Here is a 15,203-nt window from a genome sequence, read left to right on the forward strand (position 1 = left end):
GCCTGTCATTGGGCTGCCCCGTGGCCGAGGTACGCCTCGATGACCTGCGCGTCCACCGAGACATCGGCGTAGTCGCCCTCAGCGATCTTCACGCCATGATCCAGTACCACCACCCGGTCGGAAACCTCGCGCACCACCTCCATGTCGTGCTCGATCACCACGATGGCGAAGCCCCACTCGTCCCGCAGCCGCCCGATCAGGCCCGTCAGCTCGGCCGACTCGGTGGGGTTCATGCCGGCGACCGGCTCGTCCAGCAGGATCAGCTTGGGCTGGGTGGCCATGGCCCGGGCGATCTCCAGCCGCCGCCGGTTGGCATACGACAGGGTGTAGGCGGGCTGGTCGAAGCGGTAGCCCGTGAGCCGGGTGCCGAAGAACGACAGCACCTCCTTGCCCCGCTCGGCGATCTCGGCCTCTTCGTCGCGGAACGCCCTGGTGAACAGCAGCGCCCCGAACACGCTCTGGCGGGTGCGGCAGTGCTGAGAGACCATCACGTTCTCGAGCACGGTCATGTTGGCGAACAGCCGGACATTCTGGAAGGTGCGGGCGATGCCCCGGGAGGTGACCCGGTTGGGGTCGAGACCGATCAGCGACTCGCCTTCGAACAGGATGTCGCCCTCGCTGGCGGCCACCGTGGCGGTGATTGCGTTGAACAGGGTGGTCTTGCCGGCGCCGTTGGGGCCGATGACCGAGACGATCTCGCCGGGGTAGACCGCCAGGTCGAGGCCGTCGAGCGCTTTCAGCCCGCCGAAGTCGACGCCAAGGCTCCGGGTTTCGAGAATCGGCCGCTGCGCCGCCGTGCTCATGACTGAGCCTCGCCGTTGCCGTCGTGGTCGTCTTCGGTCTGGCCGCGCAGCCAAGCGTCTTGCGCCAGCTCTTCCTGATGCAGCTCGCGGGTGCGGCGCACGCTCGGGATCAAGCCCTCGGGCCGGGCCAGCATCATCCACACCAGCAGCGCCCCGTAGATGAGCAGCTTGAACTCGGAGAACTCCGCAAGCAGGCCCGGCTGCTTGGGCCCGCCGAGCACGCCGATCAGCACCGCTGAACCGGCGATGACGCCGACGATGTTGCCCATGCCGCCGAAGATGACCACCACCAGGATGACGATCGACACCAGGATCAGGAAGCTGGCCGGGAACACTGAGCCGACCTTCGCCGAGAAGATCGCCCCGCTGAACGACCCCAGCACCGCACCCACCACGAACGCCAGCAGCTTCACGTTGACCGTATTGATGCCCATGGCCTCGGCCACGGTCTCGTCCTCGCGCACCGCCATCCACGCACGGCCGATGCGCGACCGCTCCAGCCGCCACGAGCCGTAGATGGCGACTGCGCAGAAGGCGAGCACCAGGTAGAAGACGCTGCGCGGATCGGTGCCGGCCACGGTGGCCAGTCCGAAGATCTCCGCACCTGGGATGTTGGTGATGCCCTGTGAGCCGCCGAACCAGCCCGACAGCCAATCCGAGAGGAACAGCAGGCGGATGATCTCGCCGAAGCCGAGCGTGACGATGGCGAGGTAGTCGCCGCGCATGCGGATGACCGGGGCGCCGATGAACAACCCCACCAGCCCGGTCAGCACCACGACACCGATGAGCGCCACGAACCACGGCAGCTCCGGGTGGATCTTCGGCGATGTCGCGGCGGTGAGCACCGCTGCGCTGTAGCTGCCCACGGCGAAGAACGCCACGTAGCCCAGGTCGAGGATGCCGGCGAGGCCGACCACGATGTTCAGCCCCAGCGCCAGCAGTACGAACAGGCCCACATTGGCGAGCAGCTCGTTGGTGAGCTTGCCGGCGAACATCGGCAGGATGACGAGCGCTGCGGCGGTGGCCAGGATCAAGCCGAGGTGAGCACGGTTGCGGGCGGGGCCTTCGAGCGAGTCGATGCGGGCTTTGGCGCCCTTGATGCGGCCCCGGGCCACGAATGCCAGCACGCCCGATCCGGCGGCGAGGGCGATGGCGCCAGTGATGGTGAGCCCGCCTCGGGGGGCGTAGAACCAGTCGACAATCCCCTCGATGCCCATGCCCTCGGCCAGGTCGGTGGTGAGCGATTCGAGCACTGCCGAGCCGAACAGGGTGAGCACCATGGTCCACAGCACGCGCCGCGCCACCGGCGGCATCACCCGCATCAGCCCGCCCACGGCGCCGATGGCAGTGCCGATGGCGAGCCAGATGAGCACTGCGAACGCCGTGCCGCGGTTGAAGGCGAGCAGGTCGGCGAGGATCGGGCTCCAGTGGACGAGTGGTTCGCGCAGGTCGAAGTTGGCGATGAGCACGGCCAGCAGCGACAGTCCCCCGCCCACGAGGGCGCCGCAAGCGGCCCCGCCGATGACTTCATAGGCGCCGGGGCGGTGGAACGGCACGCCTTCACGGCGGATCTGGTGGCCGACTCGGCTGCCCGCGGCCAGCGGCAGCACCACCAGCGAGAGATAGCCGAGGCTGAGGACGCCTTCGATGATCGCCCGGCCGTCGAGCTTGACCGGCATGTTGGACAGCGAGACGAAAATCTGCCCGATGGCGCCGATGGCGCCCATGCGGGCGATGCGGCGCCAGTCCTGGGCGAGGGGCGGCCGCGACGGCGCGTCGTCGCTGGGACCGTCCGCGGCGGGACCGGCTGGGCTCGGCCCGGTCTGCGGCTCGGCAGGCGGCTCAGCCAAGCTCATGCCCGGTCCTCCGCTGGCAGCCGCTCGCCGAACAATCCGGCCGGCCTCACCAGCAGCACGATGATCAGCATCGAGAACGCCACGGCGTCACGCAGCTGCGACACGCCGCTCACCCCCAGCGGTTCCAGGATCAGCAGCGGCCCCACCGACTCGGCCACCCCGATCGACAACCCGCCTGCCATCGCCCCGCCCAGATGGCCGATGCCGCCCACCACCGCCGCGCTGAACGCCTTGATGCCCGGCAGGAAACCGGTCGTGTGAATGACGCTGCGGAACAGGATTCCCCACAGGATCCCGGCCATGCCCGCCATCGCCCCGCCCACCGCGAACACCTTCACGATCGTGCGGTTCACGTCGATGCCCATGAGCGCCGCTATCTCGGCGTCCTCGGCCACGGCCCGCATCGCCTTGCCGGTCTTGGTGCGGTCGACGTAGTACCACAGCGCCGCCATCGACAGTGCCGCCACCACGATCACCAGGATCTTGGCACCCTCGATCTGCAGGAAGGTGTGCTTGGCCTTCACCCAGTCCGGCACGTTGGGGTACGACTTGCTGGCCGGTCCCAGCAGCACCACCGACGCGTTCTGCAGGAAGAACGACACGCCGATCGAGGTGATCAGCGGGATCAGCCGGGGCGCCCCCCGCAGCGGCCGGTAGGCGACCCGCTCCATGACCACCGCCGTCAGCGACGACACGATGATCGACACCACCACGATGAACACCAGCGAGCCGATGAAATTCGACTCCCACAGGCCGGCGTCGGCCAGCTTGTTGGAGGTGATCATGCCGGTCATGGCGCCCACCATGAACACCTCGCCGTGGGCGAAGTTGATGAACCCCAGCACGCCGTAGACCATCGAGTAGCCGAGCGCGATCAGCCCGTACATCGAGCCCTGGGCGATGCCCGAGATCACCAGCCCGCGGAACTGTGCCCCGGTGAGACCGGTGGCGTCGGGGTTGGCCCAGCGGGCGAAGGGGTTGTCGGGGTTGATCTCCTGGGCGATGAATGCCGTGAAGCCGACCGCCAGGACGATCAGCACCGCCACGCGGATGACCGTGAGGAACCAGTCAACCCGGGTGCGGGGTCTGAACAGTCTGCTGCGCGCAGGGCGGTGGCGGGGCGCCCCACTTGGGGGCGCCCCTTCTTCCATCACCGAATTGACCCTAGAAGGCCACCGATGACCCGTCTAGGACCCTCACGTCATTGCCCTGGGACGTAGGAGAACACGACGTTGTTCATGCTGGCCGGGGCGTTCTCCTCGCCGCCGATGTTCTGGACGACCGTGATACGGGCAGCGCCGCAGTCACCGAAGTCATCGCAGTTGATGGTGCCGATCAGGCCGCTGAAGCCTTGGAGACCGTCCAGATAGTCGCGGATGCCTTGGCGGTCGATGTTCAGGTTGCCATCGCCATCGACGTAGGACGCAGCAGCGATCGCGTCCAGCAGCATCGTGGTCGCGTCGTAGCCGTGCGCCCAGAACGGAGCTGCCGGCGCCTCGCCCCAGTTCTCCTCGTAGACGGCCAGGAAGTCCTGCGCCGTCTTGCCGGTGCTCTGGTTCACGTTGTCACCGAAGCGCGAATCAGGGCCGGAGAAGTACATGCCCGCGGTCTGCGGCAGCGCCAGGTAGTTGGTGTTGAGCAGGCCGTCGGCAGCCAGCAGCACGGTGCCCTCCAAGCCCGACACGCCCGGCGCCTGGTCGGCGATGAAGTCGCCTGCCGGCTGGAAGATCGGGAAGAAGAGCGCCTCGGGGCTGCCCGCAGCAATCTCGGTCAGCACCGGCACCATGTCGGTGTCTTCCTTGTTGACAGCGGAGAATCCGGTCACGGTGCCGCCCTCGGCCTCGAACGCGTCGGCGAATGCCTGCGCCAGCCCCTGGGTGTAGGGATCGCCGTCGTGGATCGCCGCGGCCGTGGTGAGGCCAAGCTCGCCGAAAACGAACTTGGCCATCGCAGCACCCTGGAACAGGTCGTTGTGGGCCGTGCGGTAGTAGCCGACGTTGTAGTTCTCGCCCGCAGTTCCCGCCAGGTCGGACGTGAGCGCCGGCGACGTGTTGCCGCCCGAGATCAGCACCATGCCCGCGTCGGTAATGAGCGGCGCTGCAGCTACTGCAGCACCCGAGCAGGACGTGCCGATCACGCCGAGTACGTCTTCGTCGGCGACGATGATCTGCGCGGCAGCCTGGCCGCCGTCATTGGAGCAAAGGTCATCGAGCGTGGTGCCCAAGTCGACGTCAAAGCCGTGGATCTGCCCGTAGTCGGCGATTGCCAAGATGACCGACCGTTCGAGCGGCAGGCCGAAGAATGCGACATCGCCGGTGATCGCATTGAGCGAGCGGATCTGGACCGCTCCGCCCGCGTCCACCGTCACCACACCGAGCGAGCCGTCGCCGAGATGGTCCATCATCTCGTCGTCGGGTTCGGCGGCCGGCTCCTCAGGCGCTTCGGTTGCGGCTGGTGCGGCCGCCGTATCGGCGGCCTCGCCGTCGCCGTCGTCGCCGCATGCGGCAGCGAACAGCGACAGCGCAAAGAGTGCCGCCAAGAGCGTGAGCAGTTTCTTGTTCATACGCAGAGTCCTCCCTGAATTCGCCCGGCGAGTTGTCGCGAAAACACCTCGTACGCCTGTCGCTCACGGCCGCAGCCACCTGAATCGTGCACGAGCGTCAGCATGGTTCGCCAAGCTGTATGCGTCTGGCTCACACCCTAGATGACGCCTGTCATGGGAAGGTACGCAGTTGAGCGCACCTGTCGAACGAGTTTGGAGCGCGAGCAGGGTGTCGCCCGAAGCGCTGTTCGCCGTGGGCGCCGTGTCGCAGTATCTGGGCGCTGCCACGGCGTTCGAGCTGTTCAGCGAGCTGGGCCCGGGGACGGTCGCGCTGCTGCGGGTAGCCGGCGCCGGGGCGGTGCTGGTGCTGCTGCGCCGGTCGTGGCGGCGGCGCTGGTCACGCGCCGAGCTGGCGTGGACGGCGGCCTTCGGGGCGGCGCTGGCGTCGATGAACCTGTTCTTCTACCTGGCCATCGAGCGGGTGCCGTTGGGCAACTCGGTGGCGATCGAGTTCATCGGGCCGATTGCGGTGGCGGCATTCGGCACCCGGACGCTGCGCTCGAGCGGAGCGCTGGCGCTGGCCATCGGCGGCGTAGTGGCCTTGGCGGGATTTGCGCCGCCCGAGGCTCAGCTCGGGGCGCTGTTCTCGCTGATCGCCGGAGCACTGTGGGCGGGCTACATCATCCTGGGGCACCGGGTGGCCCGGGCCGGGATGGCGGTGGACGGCCTCGGCGTGGGCATGCTCGTCGGCGCCTTGGTGATCAGCCCGGTGGGCATCATCGACGGCCTCGGTGGCACCGGCGCCGGCGGCCTGGGCGCTGCGGTGGGAGCGCCGCTGCTGCTGTTGGGCGGCGTCGCGGCGGGCGTGCTGTCGAACGTCATCCCCTACGGCATCGACCAGCTCGTGATGCAGCGCCTGGCCCGGGCGAGGTTCGCCCTGCTGCAGGCGCTGCTGCCGGTGACTGCAACGCTGATCGGACTGGTGTGGCTGTCGCAGGTGCCCAGCGTGCGTGAGGCGATCGGCATCGTGGCCGTGATCGCAGCCATCGTCATCAACCGCGAGTCCGACCCGGCACCCACCGACGTCGTCCCCTGAACAGCCCGATGCTGCGTTCCGTCGCTAGAACAGCGGGTCGCGCCAGGTGGCTGCTGCGGCCAGCGCTCCGGTGAATGACGCCGCGCCGATCAGTGCGAGCAGGCCCCAGACCACCAGCGGCGAGCGCCGCAGCCGTGTGTCGATGGGCTCGTTCGAGAGGCGCTCGGCCAGCGTCGGCGGGTGCTGGCGCCGGCTCGTATCGCCGATCGCGAAGCCGGCCAGCACGCCGGCCACCAAGCCGCCGAGGTGCCCGCCGATGGAGATGCCGGGAAGCAGGAACGAGATGATCACGTTGATGATGATCAGGCTGCCGAGGCCGTCTCGCCACGGGTTGCCGCCCCGCAGATACTCCACCACGTAGGCCGCGCCCATCAGGCCGTACACCGCGCCGGAAGCCCCCACGACGACGACGTCAGGACGGTGCAGCAGCGCGCCGGCAGCACCGCCCAGCAGGGAAACGACATAGGTGCCCGCCAGAAGGGCGGGGCCGACCGTTTGCTCCAGCCTGCGCCCAAGCAAGTAGAGGACCAGCATGTTGAACAGCAAATGGCGCAGATCGGCATGCAAGAACGCGCCGGTCACGATGCGCCACCAATCCGTCTGCAGGAATGCGCCGGTGATGAGTCGCGGCGCTTCGTAGAACTCGGCAATGAGAGGGCCGAAAGTGGCGTAGTCCTGCAGGGCGGCGTCTCGCAGCGACCACCCCGCGAACCCCAGGATGCGGGCGAGATTGTGGGTCAGCAAGAAGACCGCCACCGAAGCGCCGCCCAGCAGCACGGTCGCCACCGGCTGACGACCGTGTCGGAGTCCGAGCCTGCGCACGAGACTGAACCCTACGAGTTGGGCGCGTGCGGGCTGATGCAGCCCGCAGTAGTTTCTCGTTCCTCGGTCCGTGTGATTTTCTACATGCCTATACGAGACACCCGAGAAGGTTTGGTGCCATGTCGACGCTGCAGGACGTGATGGCCGAGTTGCGGCTCGCGGGCACCGCACAGAACCGCAAGGTGTACGCGCGCCACGGCGCCGCCGAGCCGATGTTCGGCGTCAGCTACAAGGACCTCGCTCGAATCGCGAAACCGCTCAAGACCGACCATGCGCTCGCAGCGGACCTGTGGGATTCGGGCAGCCACGACGCGCGGGTGCTGGCGCTGCGCGTCGCCGATGCCGCTGCGATGAACAAGACGCGGGCGCGGCGCTGGCTGCGCGACGTCGACAACTACATCCTGGCCGAGGCCCTCGGCGGGCTGCTGGCGCAGTCGCCGCTCGCGCGAGGGCTGAGCGACGAGTGGCGCGATTCGCCCCGCGAGTGGCCTGCGTCGGTGGGCTGGTTCATCGTGGCCTGCAGCGCTGAGCAGGCCGACATCTGGTCTGCCATCGAATTGCGCGCCCTGGTGGCGCAGATCGATGAAGAGATCGACGAGCGGCCGAACCGGGTGCGTCACGAGATGAACGGCGTGCTCATTGCGATCGGGCTGCGCGACGAGAGCCTGCGGCGCTCGGTGCTCGAGCTCGACGCCCGCATCGGGCCCGTAGAGGTGGACCACGGCGAGACGGGCTGCAAAACGCCCGCCATCGCGCCCTACATCGAGCGCACGCTGGCACATCGAGCGCAGATGGCAGCCCGCCGGGCCGCGAAGGCGGCTGCGAAGGCCGGCGCTTAGCTCTCGTCGCCCTCGCCGTCTTCGCCGGTCTCGCCGCCCGCACCCTCGGGGCCGTCGAGGAGCCGGCGGGCCACCACCCGGGCGCCGTCGAGATCGTCGACGAAGTTCTCCGCGGGAACGCTGCGCAGCACGTTCAGTTCCCTCACGCTCGTGGCCTGCGACTCCTCGAGCCCCATCACGATGCACTTGGCGCCCGAGTCCAGTGCCACGTCGATGAGCTGGCCCATCATGTACGCGGCGCTGTCGTCCATGTGACGGGTCTCGCTGAAGTCGAAGATCACCACCTCGTGCTCTTCGACATCGTGATTGATCGAGTTGAACAGCCTGATCGACGACGACGCCGTATAGGAGCCGCGCAGCGACAGCAGCCCGGTGCGCGCCGCGAACGGGTCGGGACCGTCGAGGTCGAAGCTCGCGAGGCTGATGCCGCCGGGGTCGTCGCCCTCCTCGTCGTCGCTGGCGGGGGCGTACAGGAACGTCATGTCCAGCAACGGTGTCGACACCACGCCGTCATCGAGTTCGAGGCGCTCGAACTGCCGGGCGCCGGTCATCGCGGCGGCGATCAGGCCCGCGCCCACGGCCACCACCAGATCCGACACGATCGACAGGGTCAGCGTGAGCGCCATCACGCCGTACTGGTCGAGCCGGGTGCGCCGCACCCGGGCGATGTACTCCCAGTCGACGATGTCGAAGCCGATCTTGATGAGAATGCCGGCGAGCACCGCGTGCGGGATCACTTCGGCCAACCGGCCCAGACCGAGCACCAGCGCACCCAGCACCACTGCGCAGAGCACCCCCGACACCCGCGTGCGGCCGCCTGCCTTGACATTGGCCACGGTGGCCGAGGTGGCCCCCGCGCCGGGCACCGCACCGATGAACGCCACCAGCACGTTGGCCGCCCCCACGCCGAGCAGCTCACGATTGGGACGATGCTGATCGCGGGTCATCGAATCCGCCACCATCGCGGTGAGCAGGCTGTTGATCGAGCCGAGCAGCGCGAGCGTGACCGCGGGCGCGATGGCCCCGCCCACATCACCCCAGCCGAACGAGGGCATCCGAACTTCGGGCAGACCTGAGGGCACATCACCGATGACCGCCACGTCGCTGATCCACAGCACGCTGAGCACGGTGCACACGAGCAGCGCCGCAACCGACGGCGGCAACGCCTGGCGCAGGCGGCGCGGCCACAGCAGGCATACGGCGATGCTGAGCAGACCGAGCGCGAAGGCGCCGATGTCGACATTGCCTACCGCATCGGGCAGCGCTCGTATGGAGGCCGACACCCCGCCGAGCGCCACCTCGTGCCCCAGCAGCGGGATCAACTGCACCACGATGATGATCAGCCCGACTGCGGAGGTGAATCCCGACACCACCGGGTAGGGCGTGTACGACACGTAGCTGCCGAGACGCAGCGCGCCCAGCAGCACCTGCACGATGCCCGCGAGCACCACGATCGCGAGTGCTTTTTCGATGTCGCCGGCGGCATAGTCGATCACCACCACCGACATCGCCACCGACAGCGGCGCAGTGGGACCGGAAATCTGCGTCCGGGTGCCGCCGAAGATCGCTGCCAGCAATCCGACGGCGACAGCGCCATAGAGGCCGGCGATGGCGCCAAGGCCCGAGGCCACACCGAACGCCAGCGACAGCGGCAGCATCACCACTGCCGCGGTCAGCCCGCCGAAGATGTCGCCGCGCAGCTGCTCTGTGCTGTACTCCAGCGTCGGCAGGCTGCGCCTCGCCATCTCAGCTCCGAATCACGACATCCGAGCGGCGATCGGAGTCCGGCTACTGGCCGAGGAAGGTGTTCAGCGCCTCCAGGACGGTGGCTTTGTCGGGGTCCACGAAGACATGGGTCGCACCCGAGCTGTAGATCGAGTCGCCGACGCGTACGAGGACGCCGTAACGGTTGACAGGGAGCCCCTGGAAGGTGGCCGTGTAGTCGGTGCCGAACGACTCGTCGCCGAGCGCAGGGTCGTCGCCGTAGGTGAATGCACCGACGGCGCCGGTCGACGGCTCAGGGAACTCGCCGCAGGCGACGATCTCTTCTTTGTAGTTGTTGAATGCCTGCGAGGCCACATCAGCCGATTCGAATCGGGAGATGGAGACATCGAGGAACGGCCCCGTCAGCGGATCGGCAGCCCAGACGGCTTCGGAGTACGCCACCGCCAGGAGGCCGCCGTAGGCCGGAGTGCCCGGACACGTCTCGGCCCGCGGGATGTTCGTGGCGGTCTGCAGCGTGTCGAAGCCGGCGGGTGTCTGGCCTTCCAGCAGTGCGCCCTCCACGGCCGGCGGCAGTGCATTGGCCTCCGCGGCGGCTTCGGTTGTGGTGGGAGGCGGCGGTGCTTCGGTCGTCGTGGGCGGCGGAGCTGCGGTGGTGGGCGTCGGGGCCTCGGTCGTCGGCGGCGGCGGAGCCGCTGTGGTGGGCGGCGGCGGGGCCTCCGTAGTGGCGACGGTGGTCGGGGCTGCGGTGGTCGGCGCAGCCGCCTCGGTCGCCGGAGGCGGATCATCGTCAGCGCCGCCGCACGCGGCAGCAACGAGGGCAAGCACAACGAACAGAGCAGAGATGCGTCGCATAGAGGCAGACTACGGCCTACGGCTATGTGAAGAGGGATACACAATGAAGTTCGGCATGACATTGGCCAATACCGGTCCGCAGGTGGAAGGGGGGACCGCGATTGCGTATGCGCAGGAGGCTGAGGCGGCGGGCTTCGAGTCGCTCTGGACCGTTGAGCACGTCGTGGTGCCCGAGGGCTACCAGACGCCCTACCCATATGCCGAGGACGGCAAGATGCCGGGCAAGCGGGACGACATCGACATTCCCGACCCGCTGATGTGGATGGCCTTCGTGGCATCGGTGACCTCTGAGATCAAGCTCGGCACCGGCATCCTGATCGTCCCGCAGCGCAACTTCGCCGTCACGGCGAAGGCCGTGGCCACGCTCGACCGTCTCTCGGGCGGCCGCGTGCTGCTCGGCATCGGCGCCGGATGGATGGAGGAGGAGTTCGACGCGCTCGGGGTGTCGTTCGCCGACCGCGGCGACATCACCGATGAGCACCTCGAGGCCTACCAATCGCTGTGGCGCGACGACGTGTGCTCCTACCAAGGCAAGCACGTCTCGTTCGACCGGGTGTACTGCCGGCCGCAACCGGTCGGCGCTGTGCCGATCATCGTGGGCGGCGACAGCAAGCGCGCCGCTCGACGCGCAGGCGAACACGGCGACGGCTTCTTCCCTGTTTCCGGCGATCTCGAAGAGATGTCGATGCTCTACAAGCACGCCCAGCGCTGTGCTGAAGTCGCCGGCCGAGATCCCGAGAACATCGAATTCACCACCATGGGACCGGCGACACCGGAATGGATCGAACAGATCGCCGCCATCGGCGTGAGCCGGCTGGTAGTCAATCCGATGTCGCGTTCCAGGTTCGACGATTTCAGCCGGGACGTCATCACCGCCTACGCCGATGCCTAGCGGCCCCGCCTCCTGAGCTCAGATGCTCGACTCGCTGTTCGAGTTCATCGAGGCATCTCCGTCGCCGTTTCATGCCGCTGCGGCGGCGGTTGACCGGCTGGCGGCGGTCGGCTTTGCCGAGACGGGCCGCAGCGAGTCATGGAGCGAACTCGACCTTGCGCAGGGCTTGGTGGCGCGCGACGGCGGCACCGTGGTGGCCGTGCGGGCCGGCGCTGCGGTCGACCCGGAGCGGCTGCGTTTCAGCGTGATCGGAGCACACACCGACAGCCCCAACCTGCGTCTCCGCCCCCAGCCCGACAGCAGCGCGTTCGGGTATCGCCAGCTCGGCGTGGAGGTGTACGGCGGCGTGCTGCTGAACTCCTGGCTCGACCGCGATCTCGGCCTGTCGGGACGTGTCGAGGTGCAGCACCCTGATGGCAGCGAGGCCGGCGACGACCCGGCAGCCGGGTCCCGAACGGTGCTGTGGCGCTGCGACCGGGCACTGCTGCGCGTGCCGCAGCTCGCAATTCACCTCGACCGCGAAGCCAACGACGGGCTGAAGCTCGACCGCCAGCAGCACATGACCCCGGTGTGGGGGCTCGGCGAACCGAGTGCCGCGGGGTTCCGCGAATTTCTGGCCGACGAGCTCGCAGTCGAACCTCACGCCGTGCTGGCGTGGGATGTCATGGCGCATGACCTGACCCCGCCGGCCCGAATCGGGCGCGACGGCGAGATGTACGCCGCCGCTCGTATCGACAACCTGGCATCGTGCCATGCGGCCGTCGAAGCGCTGGCATGCCTGGACTCGCCCCCCGACAACACGGCAGCGGTGATCGTGCTGTTCGACCATGAGGAGATCGGCAGCGTCTCCGCCACGGGTGCCGGCAGCCCGATCCTGGCTGATGCCCTGGAGCGCATCGCCGCCGCGCTAGGTGCCGGCCGTGAGCGGTACTTGCGGGCGGTGGCCCGCTCGCTGTGCGTTTCAGCCGACGGGGCCCACGCTGTGCATCCGAACTATCCCGAGCGCCACGAGCCCCAGCATCTGCCGCTGCTGAACGGCGGCCCCGTGATCAAGACCAACGTCAACGTGCGCTACGCCACCGATGCGCGCTCGCACGCCCGCTTCGCGGCGGTGTGCGACGCGGCCGACGTGCCCCACCAGATCTATTCCCACCGGGGCAACCTGCCGTGCGGCTCGACCATCGGGCCGATCACGGCTTCTCGGCTGGGCATGAGCGTCGTCGACGTAGGTGCGCCCCAGCTCTCGATGCACTCGGCCCGCGAGCTGGGCGGCAGCGATGACCCCGCCCTGCTCACGGCCGCATTCGGCGCCTTCCTCGCTGCCTGACCGTCCGAAGCTGCGCCGAGGCTCACCACCGTTGATGCAAGGCGAACTCAGCCGTGGTGCAGGTGGTTGTCGAGGTGTGAGCAGTCGTTGAAGCGGCGCAGCACCCAGTCGCCATCGCACCGCACCACCTGGGTGACCGAGCAGTTGTCGGAGCCGCCGAAGGAGAACGGCGTGGACTCGGTGATGTGCGCCAGCACGGCGCCGATCACCCCGCCGTGCACGCATGCGGCCACGAGCTGATCCGGGTGCGCGTCGGCGATGCGGCCGAGTGCCGCCATGCACCGGCCGATGAGCTGCTCGTTCGACTCGGCGCCGGGGATGACGTCCCAGCGCCGCTCGATGTGCAGGCGCTCGTACAGCGGGTGGTTGTCGGCGGCGAACTGGCGGATCCGCCCCCCGTCCCACTCGCCGAGGGCCACCTCACGCAGGTCGTGCTCGATCGTCGGGGTCATGCCCAGCCGTGCGGCCAGGGGCGCGAACGTCTGCTGGGTGCGCTGCAGCGACGACACGTACAGCGCGTCGATCGGTTCGTGCGCCAGCCGGTCGGCCATGGCCGCCGCCTGCTCGTGCCCCTTCGGGGCCAGCGCCGGGTCGCCCTGATCGCCGAGCATGGGGAACGGCTTGCCGGGGATGAAGGCTTGGGACGCGCCGTGGCGCACCAGCAGCACCTCGGTTGCGCCGGGCGGCCGGATCCACCGCTCCTGCTCGAACTGGCGGACTTCGGTATCGGACGGCGCGAGGTCGTAGTCGTCGTAGACGGGTTCCGCTTCTGCGGCGGCCTCGGCTGTCTCGTGGGGTTGTGTCACGGCGGGCAACCTATCGGCCGGCCCGCCGTCACCTGGAGCGCTAGAGCTGGTAAGCGGCCTCGCCGTGGTCGCTCACGTCGATGCCGGCCATCTCCACTTCGGCGGAGACCCGGATGCCCATGGTGGCCTTGATCACGCTGGCGATGATCCATGTGGCTGCGAACGAGTAGACGGTGACCACGGCGATCGAGAGAACCTGGTTCCACAGCAGCACGCCGCCGCCGAAGAACACCCCGTCGATGAAGTCGCCGCCGGGAACGGCCGAGGCATCGGCGAAGAACCCGAGCAGGATGCCGCCGACGGCGCCGCCGACCCAGTGGATGCCGACGACGTCGAGGCTGTCGTCGAATCCGACCCGGAACTTGGCTTCGATGGCGAAGAAGCAGACGACGCCGGCAATCGCGCCGAAGGCCAGCGAGTGCATGGAGCCCACGAAGCCCGCCGCCGGCGTGATGGCCACCAGCGCGGCCACGATGCCCGAGGCGATGCCGATGGTGGACACCCGCTGGTGCCGTGCGTACTCCGCGAATGCCCAGCCCACCATGCCGGCCGCAGCGGCGATGAAGGTGTTGACGAAGGCCTGCGCTGCAGCGCCGTCGGCCGCGAGGGCCGAGCCGGCGTTGAAGCCGAACCATCCGAACCACAGGATGCCAGCGCCCAGCATGACGAACGGCACGTTGTGAGGAACGGGCCGGTTGTCGGGCCAGCCGGAGCGCCGGCCGACGACGAGCGCCAGGGCCATGGCGGCTGCGCCAGCGTTCACATGGATCGCGGTGCCGCCTGCGAAGTCGTGGGCAGGCAGGTTGAGAATCCAGCCGTCAGCGCCGTACACCCAGTACACGACCGGTGCGTACACCAGCAGCGACCACAGCGGGACGAACACCATCCAGGCCGAGAACTTCATGCGGTCGGCGACGGCGCCCGAGATGAGCGCAGGTGTGATGGCCGCAAACGTCATCAGGAATGCGAACGTCGCCAGTCCTTCGGCATCGTGAATGCCGGCCATGCCCATCAGCGAGAAGTCGCCGATGATCGGCAGGCCGCTCTCGCCCGCCGCGAGGCTGTATCCGACGAGCACCCAGATCACCGGCACGATGCCGAGGCACCACATGTTCATGTTGAGCATGTTCAGCGCGTTCTTGGCGCGCACCATGCCGCCGTAGAACAGCGCAAGCCCCGGCACCATGAACAGCACCAAGGCTGCTGCGGTCAATATCCAGGCGATGTTGCCTTCCATCACTTCTCTCCTCGTCGCGCGCGACTGCGCCAGCGGGCAATGGGACGGCTGATCCACCCATCATTGCAGGTCAGCGATGCTGTGCGGGGTTACGTGGCGACCGTCGGCATCGAACGGAGTTGCTGCCGTAGACAGCCGGCGCGTGTCGCTCAGGCGAGTTGCAAGGGACCCGGATCGGGCGCGCCGCAGACGATTTCCAGTCGTGCGACGCGTTCACGAACCAAGGCGACCTCTTCGCTCACCTTGTCGATTCGTCCGCCCAGGTGGAAGGTGATACTCAGGCCAGTGCCGAGCATGCCAGCGACGATGGCTGCGGCAGCGACAAGTACCGCCCACGCATCGACCACAATCTGTGTCGCCGCCATCACGCCACCTGCCATGGCCCAACCCTAGAACACACCGCTGC

14 protein-coding genes are annotated in these 15,203 nt (G+C 68.3%); 4 read left to right on the top strand and 10 right to left on the bottom strand.

Features of this window, described 5'->3' with window-relative positions:
• Positions 1-5: 5 nt before the first annotated feature.
• From ACOGI5_RS00825 to ACOGI5_RS00840, 4 genes are read right to left on the bottom strand one after another with little or no spacing between them, the layout of a single operon-like run.
• Entirely contained in the window at positions 6-803 is a 798-nt protein-coding gene (locus ACOGI5_RS00825; protein ID WP_419862577.1) for an ABC transporter ATP-binding protein, read from the bottom strand.
• Positions 800-2,659 carry a branched-chain amino acid ABC transporter permease gene (locus tag ACOGI5_RS00830; RefSeq protein ID WP_419862578.1) on the bottom strand — a complete coding sequence of 620 codons (1,860 nt, stop codon included), beginning with the start codon at positions 2,657-2,659 and terminating at the stop codon, positions 800-802. The genes ACOGI5_RS00825 and ACOGI5_RS00830 overlap by 4 nt, the downstream gene beginning before the upstream one ends.
• On the bottom strand, positions 2,656-3,810 hold the full coding sequence (locus ACOGI5_RS00835) for a branched-chain amino acid ABC transporter permease (RefSeq protein WP_419865412.1): 1,155 nt from the start codon (positions 3,808-3,810) through the stop codon (positions 2,656-2,658). Before ACOGI5_RS00835 ends, ACOGI5_RS00830 begins: the two co-directional genes overlap by 4 nt.
• A 50-nt stretch (positions 3,811-3,860) precedes the next feature.
• Positions 3,861-5,222 (bottom strand): branched-chain amino acid ABC transporter substrate-binding protein, encoded by a 1,362-nt coding sequence (locus ACOGI5_RS00840; RefSeq protein WP_419862579.1) that lies wholly within the window; start codon positions 5,220-5,222, stop codon positions 3,861-3,863.
• 169 nt (positions 5,223-5,391) lie between these two features.
• On the opposite strand from ACOGI5_RS00840, the gene ACOGI5_RS00845 reads away from it, so the two are divergent.
• Positions 5,392-6,297, top strand: a complete 906-nt coding sequence (locus ACOGI5_RS00845; RefSeq protein ID WP_419862580.1) for an EamA family transporter — start codon at positions 5,392-5,394, stop codon at positions 6,295-6,297.
• A gap of 24 nt (positions 6,298-6,321) precedes the next feature.
• On the opposite strand, the gene ACOGI5_RS00850 is transcribed toward ACOGI5_RS00845, so the two are convergent.
• Positions 6,322-7,083, bottom strand: a complete 762-nt coding sequence (locus ACOGI5_RS00850) for a rhomboid family intramembrane serine protease (RefSeq protein ID WP_419862581.1) — start codon at positions 7,081-7,083, stop codon at positions 6,322-6,324.
• 155 nt (positions 7,084-7,238) lie between these two features.
• On the opposite strand from ACOGI5_RS00850, the gene ACOGI5_RS00855 reads away from it, so the two are divergent.
• On the top strand, positions 7,239-7,958 hold the full coding sequence (locus ACOGI5_RS00855) for a DNA alkylation repair protein (protein ID WP_419862582.1): 720 nt from the start codon (positions 7,239-7,241) through the stop codon (positions 7,956-7,958).
• On the opposite strand, the gene ACOGI5_RS00860 is transcribed toward ACOGI5_RS00855, so the two are convergent.
• Together ACOGI5_RS00860 and ACOGI5_RS00865 are read right to left on the bottom strand one after the other, a co-directional pair.
• Positions 7,955-9,703 (bottom strand): SulP family inorganic anion transporter, encoded by a 1,749-nt coding sequence (locus tag ACOGI5_RS00860; protein ID WP_419862583.1) that lies wholly within the window; start codon positions 9,701-9,703, stop codon positions 7,955-7,957. The genes ACOGI5_RS00855 and ACOGI5_RS00860 overlap by 4 nt on opposite strands.
• 43 nt (positions 9,704-9,746) lie before the next feature.
• Positions 9,747-10,535, bottom strand: a complete 789-nt coding sequence (locus ACOGI5_RS00865; RefSeq protein ID WP_419862584.1) for a hypothetical protein — start codon at positions 10,533-10,535, stop codon at positions 9,747-9,749.
• A gap of 43 nt (positions 10,536-10,578) precedes the next feature.
• Between ACOGI5_RS00865 and ACOGI5_RS00870 the strand changes: the two genes are divergently transcribed.
• Together ACOGI5_RS00870 and ACOGI5_RS00875 are read left to right on the top strand one after the other, a co-directional pair.
• Positions 10,579-11,427 (top strand): LLM class F420-dependent oxidoreductase, encoded by an 849-nt coding sequence (locus ACOGI5_RS00870; protein ID WP_419862585.1) that lies wholly within the window; start codon positions 10,579-10,581, stop codon positions 11,425-11,427.
• Between the two features lie 22 nt (positions 11,428-11,449).
• Complete coding sequence (locus ACOGI5_RS00875; RefSeq protein ID WP_419862586.1) at positions 11,450-12,754, top strand: M18 family aminopeptidase; 1,305 nt, start codon at positions 11,450-11,452, stop codon at positions 12,752-12,754.
• A gap of 47 nt (positions 12,755-12,801) precedes the next feature.
• On the opposite strand, the gene ACOGI5_RS00880 is transcribed toward ACOGI5_RS00875, so the two are convergent.
• The 3 genes from ACOGI5_RS00880 to ACOGI5_RS00890 form a co-directional block, all read right to left on the bottom strand.
• Complete coding sequence (locus ACOGI5_RS00880; RefSeq protein ID WP_419862587.1) at positions 12,802-13,560, bottom strand: histidine phosphatase family protein; 759 nt, start codon at positions 13,558-13,560, stop codon at positions 12,802-12,804.
• 40 nt (positions 13,561-13,600) lie between these two features.
• Complete coding sequence (locus tag ACOGI5_RS00885) at positions 13,601-14,797, bottom strand: ammonium transporter (RefSeq protein ID WP_419862588.1); 1,197 nt, start codon at positions 14,795-14,797, stop codon at positions 13,601-13,603.
• A 149-nt stretch (positions 14,798-14,946) separates the two neighbouring features.
• Positions 14,947-15,177, bottom strand: a complete 231-nt coding sequence (locus ACOGI5_RS00890; RefSeq protein ID WP_419862589.1) for a hypothetical protein — start codon at positions 15,175-15,177, stop codon at positions 14,947-14,949.
• Positions 15,178-15,203 lie beyond the last annotated feature (26 nt).

Origin of the sequence: Candidatus Poriferisodalis sp. (assembly GCF_965208925.1) — a bacterium.
Classification (GTDB): Bacteria; Actinomycetota; Acidimicrobiia; order Acidimicrobiales; family Poriferisodalaceae; genus Poriferisodalis.

Excerpts from the sequence above, each read along its gene's own strand:
- ACOGI5_RS00825 (WP_419862577.1), bottom strand. The coding sequence starts at position 803 with ATGAGCACGGCGGCGCAGCGGCCGATTCTCGAAACCCGGAGCCTTGGC.
- ACOGI5_RS00830 (WP_419862578.1), bottom strand. The coding sequence starts at position 2,659 with ATGAGCTTGGCTGAGCCGCCTGCCGAGCCGCAGACCGGGCCGAGCCCA.
- ACOGI5_RS00835 (WP_419865412.1), bottom strand. The coding sequence starts at position 3,810 with ATGGAAGAAGGGGCGCCCCCAAGTGGGGCGCCCCGCCACCGCCCTGCG.
- ACOGI5_RS00840 (WP_419862579.1), bottom strand. The coding sequence starts at position 5,222 with ATGAACAAGAAACTGCTCACGCTCTTGGCGGCACTCTTTGCGCTGTCG.
- ACOGI5_RS00855 (WP_419862582.1), top strand. The coding sequence starts at position 7,239 with ATGTCGACGCTGCAGGACGTGATGGCCGAGTTGCGGCTCGCGGGCACC.
- ACOGI5_RS00860 (WP_419862583.1), bottom strand. The coding sequence starts at position 9,703 with ATGGCGAGGCGCAGCCTGCCGACGCTGGAGTACAGCACAGAGCAGCTG.
- ACOGI5_RS00865 (WP_419862584.1), bottom strand. The coding sequence starts at position 10,535 with ATGCGACGCATCTCTGCTCTGTTCGTTGTGCTTGCCCTCGTTGCTGCC.
- ACOGI5_RS00870 (WP_419862585.1), top strand. The coding sequence starts at position 10,579 with ATGAAGTTCGGCATGACATTGGCCAATACCGGTCCGCAGGTGGAAGGG.
- ACOGI5_RS00875 (WP_419862586.1), top strand. The coding sequence starts at position 11,450 with ATGCTCGACTCGCTGTTCGAGTTCATCGAGGCATCTCCGTCGCCGTTT.
- ACOGI5_RS00885 (WP_419862588.1), bottom strand. The coding sequence starts at position 14,797 with ATGGAAGGCAACATCGCCTGGATATTGACCGCAGCAGCCTTGGTGCTG.
- ACOGI5_RS00890 (WP_419862589.1), bottom strand. The coding sequence starts at position 15,177 with ATGGCAGGTGGCGTGATGGCGGCGACACAGATTGTGGTCGATGCGTGG.